This window comes from Streptomyces sp. NPDC043908 (assembly GCF_056435525.1).
Map to the genome: position 1 here is coordinate 218,015 of NZ_JBWKEI010000009.1, position 14,504 is coordinate 232,518.

The 14,504-nt window shown below is 73.5% G+C and carries 11 protein-coding genes; all 11 read left to right on the forward strand.

Going from position 1 to position 14,504, the window contains the following annotated elements; all coding sequences use genetic code 11:
* The first annotated feature begins 20 nt into the window (after positions 1-20).
* Complete coding sequence (locus AC069K_RS21235) at positions 21-893, forward strand: TatD family hydrolase (protein WP_365114118.1); 873 nt, start codon at positions 21-23, stop codon at positions 891-893.
* A 141-nt stretch (positions 894-1,034) separates the two neighbouring features.
* Positions 1,035-2,372: a ubiquitin-like domain-containing protein gene (locus AC069K_RS21240; protein ID WP_478618503.1), complete on the forward strand. Its 1,338-nt coding sequence runs from the start codon at positions 1,035-1,037 to the stop codon at positions 2,370-2,372.
* Positions 2,369-3,229, forward strand: a complete 861-nt coding sequence (rsmA, locus tag AC069K_RS21245) for a 16S rRNA (adenine(1518)-N(6)/adenine(1519)-N(6))-dimethyltransferase RsmA (RefSeq protein WP_365114122.1) — start codon at positions 2,369-2,371, stop codon at positions 3,227-3,229. Before AC069K_RS21240 ends, rsmA begins: the two co-directional genes overlap by 4 nt.
* Complete coding sequence (locus AC069K_RS21250; protein ID WP_478618506.1) at positions 3,226-4,155, forward strand: 4-(cytidine 5'-diphospho)-2-C-methyl-D-erythritol kinase; 930 nt, start codon at positions 3,226-3,228, stop codon at positions 4,153-4,155. The genes rsmA and AC069K_RS21250 overlap by 4 nt, the downstream gene beginning before the upstream one ends.
* Positions 4,156-4,452: 297 nt before the next feature.
* Positions 4,453-6,258 (forward strand): ABC-F family ATP-binding cassette domain-containing protein, encoded by a 1,806-nt coding sequence (locus tag AC069K_RS21255; RefSeq protein WP_358835928.1) that lies wholly within the window; start codon positions 4,453-4,455, stop codon positions 6,256-6,258.
* Positions 6,259-6,515: 257 nt separating this feature from the next.
* Positions 6,516-8,309 carry an outer membrane protein assembly factor BamB family protein gene (locus AC069K_RS21260; protein WP_365114127.1) on the forward strand — a complete coding sequence of 598 codons (1,794 nt, stop codon included), beginning with the start codon at positions 6,516-6,518 and terminating at the stop codon, positions 8,307-8,309.
* Positions 8,310-8,358: 49 nt separating this feature from the next.
* Positions 8,359-10,167, forward strand: a complete 1,809-nt coding sequence (locus AC069K_RS21265) for an outer membrane protein assembly factor BamB family protein (RefSeq protein WP_478618510.1) — start codon at positions 8,359-8,361, stop codon at positions 10,165-10,167.
* A gap of 268 nt (positions 10,168-10,435) precedes the next feature.
* On the forward strand, positions 10,436-11,110 hold the full coding sequence (locus tag AC069K_RS21270) for a helix-turn-helix transcriptional regulator (RefSeq protein ID WP_358835925.1): 675 nt from the start codon (positions 10,436-10,438) through the stop codon (positions 11,108-11,110).
* Positions 11,111-11,324: 214 nt separating this feature from the next.
* On the forward strand, positions 11,325-12,374 hold the full coding sequence (gene galT, locus AC069K_RS21275; protein WP_478618513.1) for a galactose-1-phosphate uridylyltransferase: 1,050 nt from the start codon (positions 11,325-11,327) through the stop codon (positions 12,372-12,374).
* Positions 12,371-13,351 carry a UDP-glucose 4-epimerase GalE gene (gene galE, locus AC069K_RS21280; RefSeq protein WP_478618516.1) on the forward strand — a complete coding sequence of 327 codons (981 nt, stop codon included), beginning with the start codon at positions 12,371-12,373 and terminating at the stop codon, positions 13,349-13,351. Before galT ends, galE begins: the two co-directional genes overlap by 4 nt.
* Entirely contained in the window at positions 13,344-14,489 is a 1,146-nt protein-coding gene (galK, locus tag AC069K_RS21285) for a galactokinase (protein ID WP_478618519.1), read from the forward strand. The genes galE and galK overlap by 8 nt, the downstream gene beginning before the upstream one ends.
* The last annotated feature ends 15 nt before the right edge of the window (positions 14,490-14,504 follow it).

The following is a 14,504-nucleotide window of genomic DNA, read 5'->3' on the forward strand; positions in this document are numbered from 1 at the left end:
CCTTTCATAGGATCGGCCCCATGAGTGCCGCCAAGGATGCCCCGCCGCCCCTGCCCGAACCGCTCGGTGTGGCGGTGGCCGACTCGCACACCCACCTGGACATGCAGTCCACGACGGTCGAGGAGGCCCTGACCCGGGCCGCGGCCGTCGGGGTGACCACGGTGGTCCAGGTGGGCTGCGACCTCAAGGGCTCGCGGTGGGCGGCGGAGACGGCCGAGGCGTACGAGAACGTGCACGCCGCCGTCGCCCTGCACCCGAACGAGGCGCCCAGGATCGTCCTGGGCGACCCCGACAACTGGTCGCGCCAGGGGGCGCGGCAGCCCGGCGGTGACGCCGCCCTCGACGACGCGCTCGCCGAGATCGACCGGCTCGCCGCCCTCCCGCACGTCAAGGCCGTCGGCGAGACGGGTCTGGACTACTTCCGCACCGGCGCCGACGGCATGGCCGCCCAGGAGCGGTCCTTCCGGGCGCACATCGAGATCGCCAAACGGCACGGCAAGGCGCTCGTCATCCACGATCGCGAGGCGCACGCGGACGTGCTGCGCATTCTGCGGGAAGAGGGCGCCCCGGAGCGCACCGTCTTCCACTGCTATTCCGGGGACGCGGAAATGGCGGAACTCTGCGCGCGGGCGGGCTACTTCATGTCCTTCGCCGGGAACATGACGTTCAAGAACGCCCAGCCGCTGCGCGACGCGCTCGCGGTCGCCCCGCTCGAACTCGTCCTCGTGGAGACGGACGCGCCCTTCCTCACCCCGGCGCCGTACCGCGGACGGCCCAATGCGCCGTATCTCATTCCGATTACGGTGCGCGCCATGGCGGCGGTGAAGACGGTCCACGAGGACGTGCTGGCCGCGGCGGTCGCGGAGAACACGGCGCGCGCCTTCGATTACTGACGGATAACGGCCCGGGTGCCCCGGGTGGGCGAGTGCAGGGTAGCGCGGCGACGCTCCGTAGTCGAATCGCTTTGGACGGTGACGAAGGCTCCGCTAATGTCCCGCCCTCGACGGGACGACAGGCCGGAACTCTGGAGCGCCGTGAGCAATTCGCAGGGCAGTCACCGTGCCGCACGCGGCGGCCGCCGCGCGGCGACGAGAACGGCCGAGCCGCCGTACGCGCAGGACGCGCCGCCGCCCGCCGGGCAGCCGTACGACGCCTTCGAGACGCAGGCGGCCGAAGTGCCCCGGCCGCGCCGGGGCGCCGTACCGCAGGAGGGGCCGCGGGCCGGGGCGCGACGGGCCGCCCGGCGGCGCCGCGGCGGCGGGGCGCTGTTCGGCGCCGGTCCCGAGGCCCTGCGCCGGCTCATCCCGCAGGCGCTGGTGGTCGCCTTCCTCGCGGGCGGGACGACCGCCTTCCTCGTCAACGACAAGGCCGTACGGCTCACCGTCGACGGCGTCCCGCGCACCCTGCACACCTTCGCGGACGACGTCGACGAGCTCCTCGCGGACCAGCACGTCGACGTCGGGGACCACGACATCGTCGCGCCCGGTCGGCACGAGGCGCTGACCGGCGGCGACGAGGTCGTCGTCCGCTACGGCCGCCCCGTCGCCCTCACCCTCGACGGCCAGCGCCGCCAGGTGTGGACCACCGCCCAGACCGTGGACGGGGCCCTGCGCCAGCTCGGGGTGCGCGCCGAGGGCGCGTATCTGTCGGCCTCGCGCTCCTCGGCGATCGGCCGCACCGGCATGGGCCTGGACGTGCGCACCGAGCGCCAGGTCACCTTCCTCGCCGACGGCCGCGAGCGCACGATCCGCACCAACGCGGCGACGGTCGCCGAGGCCGTCGAGGAGGCCGGGATCTCGCTGCGCGACCAGGACACCACCTCCGTGCCGCCCTCCGCCTTCCCCCGCGACGGCCAGACGATCACCGTCATGCGGATCACCGGCAGCCGTGTGGTCCGCGAGGAGCCCATCCCGTACCGGGTCGTCAGGACCAGGGACGACTCGCTCTTCGCCGGGACCGAGGTCGTCGACCGGCCGGGCCAGCGCGGCTTCCGCAAGGTCACCTACGCGCTGCGGACCGTCGACGGGGTGCGGCAGAAGCCGCGGAAGGTGGCCGAGCACGTGGTGCGCCCGCCGGTCGCCCAGAGCGTCCGGGTCGGCACCAAGCCGCTGCCCGTCTCGGCCGGCGGCGCCGACCACCTCGACTGGCGCGCCCTGGCCCACTGCGAGTCCGGCGGCCGCCCCGGCGCGGTCGACCCGACGGGGAACTACGGCGGGCTCTACCAGTTCGACGGCCGCACCTGGCACGCGCTGGGCGGCAGCGGCCTCCCGCAGCACGCCAGCGCCGCCGAGCAGACGTTCCGGGCGAAGAAGCTCTACGTGCAGCGGGGGGCGAGTCCGTGGCCGCACTGCGGCCGTAGGCTGTATCGGTGAGCACCACTGAGCCCGATGCCCTCCTCGGCCCCGCCGACATCCGTGAACTGGCCGCAGCGCTGGGCGTACGCCCCACCAAGCAGCGCGGCCAGAACTTCGTCATCGACGCCAATACGGTCCGCCGGATCGTGCGGACGGCGCAGGTGCGGCCCGACGACGTGGTGGTGGAGGTCGGGCCCGGCCTCGGCTCGCTGACCCTGGCGCTCCTGGAGGCGGCGGACCGGGTGACGGCCGTCGAGATCGACGACGTGCTCGCGGGCGCGCTGCCCGCCACCATCGAGGCCCGGCTGCCCGCGAGGAAGGACCGCTTCGCGCTGGTCCACTCCGACGCGATGCTGGTCCAGGAGCTGCCCGGCCCCGCCCCGACCGCCCTGGTCGCGAACCTGCCGTACAACGTCGCCGTGCCCGTGCTGCTGCACATGCTGGACCGCTTCCCCACGATCGAGCGCACCCTGGTCATGGTCCAGGCGGAGGTCGCGGACCGGCTCGCGGCCCGGCCCGGCAACAAGGTGTACGGCGTGCCGTCGGTGAAGGCCAACTGGTACGCGGAGGTCAAGCGCGCCGGGTCCATCGGCCGCAACGTCTTCTGGCCCGCCCCCAACGTCGACTCCGGCCTGGTCGCGCTGGTCCGGCGCACCGAGCCGGTGCGGACCACCGCCACCAAGGCGGAGGTCTTCGCGGTCGTCGACGCGGCCTTCGCCCAGCGCCGCAAGACCCTGCGGGCCGCGCTCGCGGGCTGGGCGGGCTCCGCGCCCGCCGCCGAGCAGGCGCTGGTCGCCGCCGGGATCTCGCCGCAGGCGCGCGGCGAGGCGCTGACCGTGGAGGAGTTCGCCCGGATCGCGGAGGCCAAGCCGTGACGGCGCCGAGGGCCGTGACGGCACCGGCCGCGCCGGCGGTGACGGTCCGGGTCCCCGCCAAGGTCAACGTCCAGCTCGCGGTGGGCCCGGCCCGCCCCGACGGCTTCCACGACCTCGCCAACGTCTTCCTCGCGGTCGGCCTCTACGACGAGGTCACGGCCGCGCCCGCCGACGGGCTGCGCGTCACCTGCACCGGCCCGGACGCGGACAAGGTCCCCCTGGACCGTACGAACCTGGCGGCGCGGGCGGCCGAGCTGCTGGCCGCGCGGTACGGGCTTGCGCCCGACGTCCACCTCCACATCGCCAAGGACATCCCCGTCGCGGGCGGCATGGCCGGCGGCAGCGCGGACGGCGCGGCGGCGCTGGTGGCGTGCGACGCGCTGTGGGGTACGGGCGCGTCCCGCGAGGAACTGCTCGACATCTGCGCCGAGCTCGGCAGCGACGTGCCGTTCAGCCTGGTCGGCGGGGCGGCGCTGGGCACGGGCCGCGGCGAGAGGCTGTCCGTGCTGGAGGTCGGGGGCACCTTCCACTGGGTGTTCGCGGCGGCGGACGGGGGGCTGTCCACCCCGGCGGTGTACCGGGAGTTCGACCGCCTCACGCCGGACGCGGCGCCGCCGGAGGCGGACCCGGTGCTGCTCGCCGCGCTGCGCGCGGGCGACCCGTTCGCGTTGGCGGGCGCGCTCTCCAACGACCTCCAGGACGCGGCCCTGTCCCTGCGCCCGTCCCTGGCGGAGACGCTGGCGGCGGGCACGGCGGCGGGGGCCCTGGCGGCCCTGGTCTCGGGGTCCGGCCCGACGACGGCGTTCCTGGCCGAGGACGCGGCGTCGGCCGGGAGGATCGCGGAAGCGCTGCAAACCTCGGGCACCTGCCGCACCGCCCGCCCAGCACCGTCCCCGGCCCCCGGGGCAACGGTCGTCCCGACCTGAACACGGGGCGTCCCCGCCCCCCCCCGGGCGACGGTCGCGGCTGCCTGAGAGGCAGGACCCCCCGGTCCCCGGGCGACCGTCGTGGCTGCCCGAGGCACGGACCCCAAGGGGCGCGGGGAACTGCGCGACCAGCCACGCACGGTCCGCACCCGGAAAGGGTCGTTCTCCGCCTGCGGCCCGGTGGGGGCCGGTCGCGCAGTTCCCCGCGCCCCTTCAGGGCGCACCCCGCTCCGCACGGAGTGCGGGTCGCCGGGAAGTACCCTGGGGGACGATCCAAGCCCCCTGTTCAGGAGTGAAATGGCCGTCAACCTGGTCAATGTCGAGGCAGTCAGCAAGGTATACGGCACCCGCGCCCTGCTCGACGGCGTCTCCCTCGGCGTCTCCGAAGGGGACCGGATCGGGGTGGTCGGCCGCAACGGAGACGGCAAGACCACCCTCATCCGGATGCTCGCGCAGCTGGAGGAGGCCGACACCGGCCGCGTCACCCACGTCGGCGGCCTCCGCCTCGGCGTGCTCACCCAGCACGACTCGCTGGACCCGAAGGCCACCGTCCGCCACGAGGTGATCGGCGACCTCGCCGACCACGAGTGGGCGGGCAACGCCAAGATCCGCGACGTGCTCACCGGCCTCTTCGGCGGCCTGGGCCTGCCCGGCTTCGAGAGCGGCCTGGACACGGTCATCGGCCCCCTGTCCGGCGGTGAGCGCCGCCGTATCGCGCTCGCCAAGCTGCTCATCGCCGACCCGGACCTGATCATCCTGGACGAGCCCACCAACCACCTGGACGTGGAGGGCATCGCCTGGCTGGCCGCCCATCTGCGGGCCCGGCGCTCGGCGCTGGTCTGCGTCACCCACGACCGCTGGTTCCTGGACCAGGTCTGCACCCGGATGTGGGACGTCCAGCGCGGCAGCGTCTACGAGTACGAGGGCGGCTACAGCGACTACGTGTTCGCCCGCGCCGAGCGGGAGCGGATCGCCGCGACCGAGGAGGCCAAGCGGCAGAACCTGATGCGCAAGGAGCTGGCCTGGCTGCGGCGCGGCGCCCCCGCCCGCACCTCCAAGCCGCGCTACCGCATCGAGGCCGCCAACGAGCTGATCGCGGACGTGCCGCCGCCGCGCGACACCTCGGAGCTGATGAAGTTCGCGGGCGCGCGGCTCGGCAAGACCGTCTTCGACCTGGAGGACGTGACCGTGCAGGCCGGGCCCAAGGTGCTGCTCAAGCACCTGACCTGGCAGCTCGGCCCGGGCGACCGCATCGGTCTGGTCGGGGTGAACGGCGCCGGCAAGACCTCGCTCCTGCGCGCGCTGGCGGACGCGGCCCGTACCGACGGCGAGGCGCAGCCCGCGGCCGGGCAGATCAAGGTCGGCAAGACCGTGCGGCTCGCCTACCTCTCGCAGGACGTCACCGAACTCCCCGCCGAACTGCGCGTCCTGGAGGCCGTGCAGCAGATCCGCGACCGGGTCGACCTCGGCACGGGCCGGGAGATGACGGCCGGGCAGCTGTGCGAGCAGTTCGGGTTCGGCAAGGAGAAGCAGTGGACGCCGGTCGGGGACCTGTCCGGTGGTGAGCGGCGCAGGCTCCAGCTGCTGCGGCTGCTGATGGACGAGCCGAACGTCCTCTTCCTCGACGAGCCCACCAACGACCTCGACATCGAGACGCTGACCCAGCTGGAGGACCTGCTCGACGGCTGGCCCGGCTCGATGGTCGTCATCTCGCACGACCGGTTCTTCATCGAGCGCACCACCGACCGGGTGTGGGCGCTGCTCGGTGACGCCGCCCTGCGGATGCTGCCGCGCGGCATCGACGAGTACCTGGAGCGGCGCAGGCGGATGATCGAGGAGGCGGCCCCGGTCCCCGCCCCGGCCGCCGCCAGGCCCTCGGGCGCGGCCTCGTCCGCCGACTCCCGGGCCGCGAAGAAGGAACTCCAGCGCATCGAGCGGCAGCTGAACAAGATCTCCGACCGGGAGAGCAGCCTGCACGCCCAGATCGCCGACAACGCGACCGACTTCGAGAAGGTCGCCAAGCTCGACGCGGAGCTGCGCGCCCTCATCGGCGAGCGCGACGAACTGGAGATGCGTTGGCTGGAACTGGCCGAGGACGCCTAGGGGCGAGTGGGACCCGTGGGGCTCGTGAGGACGGGTGACGAGTCGTAAAGAGCACGTGCAAACTCCATAACAGGCGCATCACAGGCCGGTCCGCCCTTGGGAACAGGGACGGACCGGCCCCCTGTTCGAGGGGGTTCGGGTGATACAAAGAAGCCCCGCTCGACTGACGCAAACTGTGCGGGACCATGTCCGATTCCGCTCCGGAAACGCGGGGGAGTCCGTTCGGGCAGCGGTCCGCACGAAGGGGGAGACACGCTGTGACCCAGCCGCCCAGCCAGCAGCCGCCGCAGGGGGGCTTCGGGGCACCCAGCAACCCGCCCGCCGGGACGCCCACCCCGCCCGCCCAGCCGCCGCAGACGCCGCCGCCGCCCGCGGGCCCGCCGCCCGCGATGCCGCCCGCCCCGCCGCAGGGCGGCCCCGCCCCGGCTCCCGGCTACGGCTACCCGCAGCCCCCGACGCAGCCCGGCTACGGCTACCCGCAGGCGCCCGGCGGCCAGCCCGGTCCGTACGGCCAGCAGCCCGGCCCCTACGGCCAGCAGGCGGGCCCGTACGGCGGTTACCCGACGCAGCCCCAGTACCCGGGTGCCCCGATGCCGGAGCCGCCGGGCGGGGGACGCAACCCCTTCAAGGGCAAGCCCGCCGTGATCGTGGCGGCGGCCGTGGCCGGTCTGCTCGTGGTCGGCGGCGGCGTGTACTTCGCCACCAAGGGCGGGGACGGCGACAAGAAGTCCGAGGCGAAGGCGAGCCAGAGCGCGCAGCCCAGCGGCTCGCCCACGACCGACCAGGGCGACGGCAAGGGCGACGGCCGCGCCGGGAACGACGACCTCAACGCGGGCCGCAAGGACGGCGAGGCGAAGGTCTGGCTCCAGGAGAACGCCACCCAGCTGACCCAGAACGGCGCCGAGCAGTCCGGCCCCTGGGTGATCGGCGACACCGTCGTCAAGGCGATGTACAAGGAAGTCACCGGCTATTCGGTGACGGACGGCAAGCAGAAGTGGAGCGTGCCGCTGAGCGCCCCGCTGTGCGGAGCGCCGCACCAGACCACCGCCGACGGCAAGATCGTCCTCGGTGTGCAGGAGAACAACACCAAGAACGCCAAGTGCAACCAGCTCCAGCAGGTCGACCTCGCGGCCGGCAAGGCGGGCTGGAAGGTGGCGGTCCCGTCGGAGAACGCCTTCGACATCATGACCAGCTTCGACCTGGCGATCAGCGGCAACACCGTGGCGGTGGCCCGGATGGGCGGCGTCAGCGGGTTCTCGGTCCTCGACGGCAAGAAGATCTTCGGCCAGGAGCGCAACGGCAACTGCCGTGCGGACGCCTTCGCGGGCGGCTCCCGGCTGATCGCCGCGGGCAGCTGCACGGTCGGCGGTGACACGCTCGCGGTCGACCAGATCCAGGAGCTGGACGCCACCACCGGCAAGCCCAAGTGGACCAAGCAGTTCCCCAAGGGCTGGAAGGTCGCCCGGGTCTTCTCGGTCGACCCGCTGGTGGTCTACGTGACCAACAAGGACAAGAAGCAGTACAACATCTCGACGTACAAGCCCGACGGTTCGCTCCGCTCCGAGCTGGTCAGCAAGGACAGCTTCCAGCCGGAGTGCGGCTGGGCGATCATGGACCGTGACCTCCAGGGCTGCCTGGGCGCCGCCGCCGACGCCAACACGCTGTATCTGCCGACCGAGCCCAAGCGCAGCTCCGGCGACACCTTCGGGCGCACCAACGCGGTCGTGGCGTTCGACCTCAACACCGGCAAGGAGAAGTGGCGTTCGAGCGCGGGCAGCGACCGCACGATGCTGCCGCTGAACGCCGAGAACGGCAAGGTCCTCGCCTACATCGCGCCCACCACCGAGCAGGGCGGCGCGGTCGCGGAGGTGGCCGGCGCGGGCCAGCCGAAGATCGTGCTCCAGAACCCGGCGTCCACCGCCTCCATCGAGAACGGCTTCTTCTCCAAGCACGTGGCCTACCGCGACGGCCGGCTCTTCATCCTCAACGGCCGCGTCTCCAGCCCCAAGGGCGACACCAAGGAGAAGGCCCTGATGGGGTTCGGCAACTGATGAACGCGCCCGCTTCCGTCCCCTTCCCTTCCGCAGAGGTACGTACGTCATGAGTCAGCCTCCCCAGCCGCCCCAGCAGCCGCCGGGCGAGCCGTCGCAGCCCCCGGTCCCCGGGTTCGGCGCCCCGCAGGAGCCCCCGGCGGGCGGTTTCGGCGCCCCCACGCCGCCGCCCCCGGCGATGCCGCCCGCGCCGCCGGCCCAGCCGCCGACGGCCCCCGCGGGCCCGGCGTACGGCTACCCGCAGGCCCCCGCGCCCGGGCAGCCGTCCGCGTACGGCTACCCGCAGACCCCGCCCCCCGGCCAGCCGGGCTACGGCTACCCGGGCCAGCCGCAGCAGGGCTACGGCTATCCGGGCCAGCCTCCCGCCCAGCCCATGGCGCCGCAGGGCGCCCCGGGCGGTCCCGGCGGCAGCAAGAAGCCCAGCGCCCAGACGACGATCATCATCTCCGCGGTCGTCGCGGTCGCGCTGATCGTCGGCGGCGGCCTCTGGTACGCCAAGGGCAAGGACGGCGACAAGAAGGACGAGTCCAAGTCCGGCTCCACGCAGGGCGCCAACGGCGGCAAGGAAGGCGGCTCGACCGGGGGCGGCGGCAAGGAGCAGCCCCCCGCCAACGTCACCTCCAAGGTGCTCTTCCAGGTGCCGCAGCCCAAGGTGAGCGACCTGGTCCACGTGGACGGCTCCTGGCTGACCGACAAGGTGTACGCCAAGTCGGGCGTCAACGAGGTCGTCGGCTACGACCCCGCCAAGGGCACCCAGCTGTGGAAGACCCCGCTGCCCGGCGCGGTCTGCGCGGCCACCCGGCACATCACCTCCGACAGCAAGACGGCGATCGTCTACGAGGGCCCCAAGGCCTCCGGCGAGAAGTACGCGCGCTGCACCGAGGTCGCCGTGCTCGACCTGACCACCGGCAAGCTGGCCTGGACGAACTCCGTCAAGGAGGGCGACCGCAAGACCATGTACGAGGAGGTCACCATCGGCGCCGGCACGGTCGCCACCGGTGGCACCTCCGGCGGCTCCGCCTGGGACCTGGCCACCGGCAAGCTGCTGTGGCAGCCGAAGGTCACCACCGACCAGTGCAAGGACGCCGGTTACGGCGGCGGTGAGGCGCTGGTCGCGGTCCGCAAGTGCGGTGACTACGACAACCCCACGGTCACCGTCCAGCCGCTGAACCCGAAGACGGGCGCGCCGCTGTCCTCGTACAAGATGCCGGCCGGTGTCCAGTACGCGCACATCGTCTCGTCCAAGCCGCTGGTGGTGGCCGCCGACGTCGGTGACACCGCGGGCGACGGCAGCGGGATCTCGGACTTCTTCTCCATCGACGACAAGACCGGCAAGCTGCTGGCCCGCATCCCGGCGCCGGGCGACAAGTACGCCGCCGACTGCGACTCCACCGACGTGGAGAAGTGCACCTCGGTCGCGGCGGGCGGCGGCAAGCTGTACGTCCCGACCGAGCAGCACGACGGCGCGGGCGGCAGCGGCTACTCCGGCCGCACCAACGAGATCATGGCGTTCGACCTGGCCACCGGGCAGCCGGTGCCCGGCAAGGCCGACGCGGGCGACGGCTCCTCGCTGTACCCGCTGCGGATGGACGGCAACAACGTCATCGCGTTCAAGAAGCCCCCGTACGACAAGGGCAGCCAGATCGTGAGCATCGACGGCGGCAGCTTCAAGCAGACGGTTCTGCTGGAGAACCCGGCGGACACCTCGGTGCGCAGCGCGCTCTCGCAGTTCGGTCCCGAGTACGGCGAGATCCGCTACAACCAGGGCAAGCTCTTCATGTCGGCCACCTCGGTCATGAAGCCGAGCACGGTGACCAGCGAGACGAAGTACCTGCTGATCGGCCTCGGCACCGGCTGAGGCGGCGGCGCCGGCCTCGCTCGCGGCGTCAACTTCTCCACCACGGCGGCCCCGGCCGCGGAGCACCCTCCGCGGCCGGGGCCGCAGCGTTCACCTGCGCGGACACACTCCTTCCCCAAGTAGTCCCGAATGCCGGGGATTTCGGCAATCCGGGCGTCTTCTCACCGGTAGGGGGCGCGCGACGTCGAACAAGCGTGTAGCTTGCCGGGGCAGGGAGGGCCGGGCCAGGGCAGTTGGCAACGTGCCCCGGGGGATGGGGGGTTGCTCGATGGGCGTGCGGCTCATGGTGGTCGACGACCACCGCCTGCTCGCGGAGGCGCTCGCCTCGGCACTCAAGCTCCGCGGGCACCGGGTGCTCGCCGCCGCGGCCCCGGTCGCCGGTGCGGCCGAGCTGGTGGTGGCGCGGGCGCCGGAGGTGTGTCTGCTCGGCACGGCCGCGCCCGCCGAGCCGGGGGTGTTCGACCCGATCGTCAGGATCAAGCGCGAGCGGCCGCAGGTGGCCGTGGTGGTGCTCGGGCCGGTCCCGAGCCCGCGCGGGATCGCCGCCGCCTTCGCCGCGGGCGCCTCCGGGTACGTACGGCACGACGAGCGCATCGAAGGCGTGGAGCGCGCCATGGTCAAGGCGCGCGCGGGGGAGGCCGCGGTGGCGCCGCAGCTGCTCCAGGGGGCCTTCGCCGAGCTGCTCAACCCGGCCGCGCAGCCGGACGACGAGGGCCAGCGGCTGCTCCAGATGCTCACCCCGCGCGAGATCGAGGTGCTGGTCAGGGTCGCGGACGGGGAGGACACCCGGCTGATCGCGGCGGGCATGGGCATCGCCCCCTCCACCGCGCGCACCCACGTCCAGCGGGTCCTCATGAAGCTGGGCGTCGGCTCCCGTCTGGAGGCGGCCGCGCTGGCCGCCCGCACCGGGCTGCTCGACCGGGCGGTGCCCCCGGCGGGCTGATCCGGGGGCCCTCTTCTCCGTAGGTGACGTAGGCGCTGTAGGTGCCCTAGACCCTGTGGGCGCGACCGCGTGGCGGTCGCGCCCACAGCCGTGTCCGGGCCGGTCCGCGCGGGCCGTGTGCCGCGCCGAAGGGCCCGTCTTCGTCGCGCCCATTGACTGATGGTGTTGGCTCGTGGTTCTTTATGTTTGGTTCTGTTTGAAGGTGGAGGTGCAGGTGAAGAAGACGTCGACCCGGCTCGCCGACGGCCGCGAGCTGCTCTACTACGACTTGCGGGACGACGTCGTACGGGACGAGACCGACAACCGGCCGCTCGATCCCGTCTCCACGGCCTCCGAGATCCGCCGCGACCCCCTGCTCGGCGACGCGGTGGCCATCGCCTCCCACCGCCAGGGCCGCACCTACCACCCGCCCGCCGACGACTGCCCGCTGTGCCCCTCGCGCGACGGACGGCACAGCGAGATCCCGGCCGCCGGCTACGACGTGGCCGTCTTCGAGAACCGCTTCCCCTCCCTCGCCGGGGACTCCGGCCGCTGCGAGGTCGTCTGCTTCACCCCCGACCACGACGCCTCCTTCGCCGACCTCACCGAGGAGCAGGCCGCGCTGGTCCTGGAGGCCTGGACCGACCGGACCGCGGAGCTCGCCGAACTCCCGCAGGTGGAGCAGGTGTTCTGCTTCGAGAACCGGGGCGCCGAGATCGGCGTCACCCTCGGCCACCCGCACGGCCAGATCTACGGCTACCCCTTCACCACCCCCCGCACCGCCCTGATGCTCCGCTCGCTGGCCGAGCACCGCGAGCGCACCGGCGGGCGCAACCTCTTCGACGACCTGGTGGCGCGCGAGCTCGCCGAGGGCGTCCGGGTCGTCCTGGAGGCCGAGCACTGGGTCGCCTTCGTGCCGTACGCCGCGCACTGGCCGTACGAGGTGCACCTCTATCCGCGCGCCCGCGTCCCCGACCTGCGGGCGCTGGGGGAGGCGGCCCGCGCCGAGTTCCCCCGGGTCTATCTGGAACTCCTGCGGCGCTTCGACCGGATCTTCGGGGAGGCGGAACCGCCCACCCCGTACATCTCGGCCTGGCACCAGGCCCCGTTCTCCGGCCCCGCCGACCGGCGGGACTTCGCCCTGCACCTGGAGCTTTTCACCGTCCGCCGTACTTCCGGCAAGCTGAAGTTCCTCGCGGGTTCGGAGTCGGGCATGAGCGTGTTCATCAACGACGTGCCGCCGGAGGCCGCGGCCCGGCGACTGCGAGAGGTAACGAGCACATGAGCGGGAAGTACCTGGTCACCGGCGGCGCCGGCTATGTCGGCAGCGTGGTGGCGCGCCATCTGCTGGAGGCCGGTCACACGGTGACCGTCCTCGACGACCTCTCGACGGGCTTCCGGGAGGCCGTCCCCGAGGGCGCGGACTTCGTCGAGGGCCGCGTCCAGGAGGCGTCCCGGTGGCTCGACGCCTCCTATGACGCCGTGCTGCACTTCGCGGCGTTCTCCCAGGTCGGGGAGTCGGTGGCGCACCCCGAGAAGTACTGGTCCAACAACGTCGGCGGCACCATGGCCCTGCTGGACGCCATGCGGACCGCGGGCGTGCGCACGCTGGTGTTCTCCTCCACCGCCGCCACCTACGGCGAACCGGCCTCCGCGCCGCTCACCGAGGCCGCCCCCACCGCCCCCACCAGCCCCTACGGCGCCTCCAAGCTCGCCGTCGACCACATGATCAGCGGGGAGGCCGCCGCCCACGGCCTCGCGGCCGTCTCGCTGCGGTACTTCAACGTGGCCGGGGCCTACGGCAGCTCGGGCGAGCGCCACGACCCCGAGTCGCACCTGATCCCGCTGCTGCTCCAGGTCGCCCTCGGCGAGCGGGAGTCGATCTCGGTGTTCGGCGACGACTACCCGACGCCGGACGGCACCTGTGTGCGCGACTACATCCACGTCGCCGACCTCGCCGAGGCGCATCTGCTCGCGCTGGCGGCGGCGTCCCCGGGCGAGCACCTGATCTGCAACCTCGGCAACGGCAACGGCTTCTCCGTCCGCGAGGTCGTCGAGACCGTACGGAAGGTCACCGGGCACCCGGTGCCGGAGGTCACGGCCGGGCGGCGGCCGGGCGACCCGGCGGTCCTGGTGGCCTCCGCCGCCCGCGCCCACGAGCGGCTCGGCTGGCAGCCCTCCCGCGCGGACCTGGCCCACATCGTCGCGGACGCCTGGGACTTCGCCCGGCGGCTCAAGGGGCTGGAGGGCGTCGATGGCTGAGGTGGCGGAGCGGTTCCGCGCGCTGTACGGGACGGAGCCCGAGGGGGTCTGGGAGGCACCCGGGCGGGTCAACCTGATCGGGGAGTACACGGACTTCAACGACGGCTTCGTGATGCCTCTGGCGCTGCCGCACACGGCCGTCGCGGCGGTCTCGCGGCGCACCGACGGGGTGCTCAGGCTGCACTCGGCCGACGTGGACGGCGGGGTCGTCCAGCTCGACGCGGACGCCCTGGAGCCCCTGGGGGGCGGCGGCTGGGCCGCGTACCCGGCGGGGGTGGTCTGGGCGCTGCGCGAGGCGGGCCACCCGGTCACCGGGGCCGACGTCCACCTCTCCTCCACGGTGCCGACCGGCGCGGGACTCTCCTCGTCGGCGGCCCTGGAGGTCGTCACCGCCCTCGCCCTGAACGACCTGTACGGACTGGGGCTCGGCCGGGCCGATCTGGCGCGGATCGCCCAGCGCGCCGAGAACGCCTTCGTGGGCGTCCCCTGCGGGATCATGGACCAGACCGCGTCCGCCTGCTGCGTCGAGGGCCATGTGCTCCACCTCGACACCAGGGACCTGGCGCTGCGTCAGGTTCCCTTCGATCTCGCCGCGCACGGACTGGCGCTCCTCGTCGTCGACACCCGGGTGAAGCACGCGCTCGGAGACGGCGCGTACGCCGCTCGGCGCGCCGCCTGCGAGGCGGGTGCGCGGGCGCTCGGAGTGCGGACCCTGCGCGAGATTCCGTACGCGCGCCTCGACGCCGCGCTGGCCAGGATCGACTCCGAAACCGTCCGCCGGTGCGTACGCCATGTGGTGAGCGACAACGAGCGGGTGGAGCGGGTCGCGGCGCACCTGGCCGCGGGCGATCCGCGCGCGGCCGGCCCGGTCCTCACCGAGGGCCACGCCTCGCTCCGCGACGACCTGCGGGTCTCCTGCGCCGAGTTGGACCTGGTCGTGGCGGCGTCGGTGGCGGCGGGGGCGCTGGGCGCGCGGATGACGGGCGGCGGCTTCGGCGGGTCCGCGGTCGTCCTCGCCGAGGCGGCCGGGGCCGGCACGGTCGCCAAGGCGGTCGAGGAGGCCTTCGCGGCGGCCGGGTACACCGCGCCCCGGGTCTTCGAGGCGCTCCCGTCGGCCGGGGCGCGCCGCAGGAGCTGACGGGGAGGGGGCGCG

Coding starts and splice junctions, on each gene's coding strand:
- galK (WP_478618519.1), top strand. CDS start 13,344: ATGGCTGAGGTGGCGGAGCGGTTCCGCGCGCTGTACGGGACGGAGCCC.
- galE (WP_478618516.1), top strand. CDS start 12,371: ATGAGCGGGAAGTACCTGGTCACCGGCGGCGCCGGCTATGTCGGCAGC.
- AC069K_RS21255 (WP_358835928.1), top strand. CDS start 4,453: ATGGCCGTCAACCTGGTCAATGTCGAGGCAGTCAGCAAGGTATACGGC.
- AC069K_RS21235 (WP_365114118.1), top strand. CDS start 21: ATGAGTGCCGCCAAGGATGCCCCGCCGCCCCTGCCCGAACCGCTCGGT.
- AC069K_RS21265 (WP_478618510.1), top strand. CDS start 8,359: ATGAGTCAGCCTCCCCAGCCGCCCCAGCAGCCGCCGGGCGAGCCGTCG.
- AC069K_RS21270 (WP_358835925.1), top strand. CDS start 10,436: ATGGGCGTGCGGCTCATGGTGGTCGACGACCACCGCCTGCTCGCGGAG.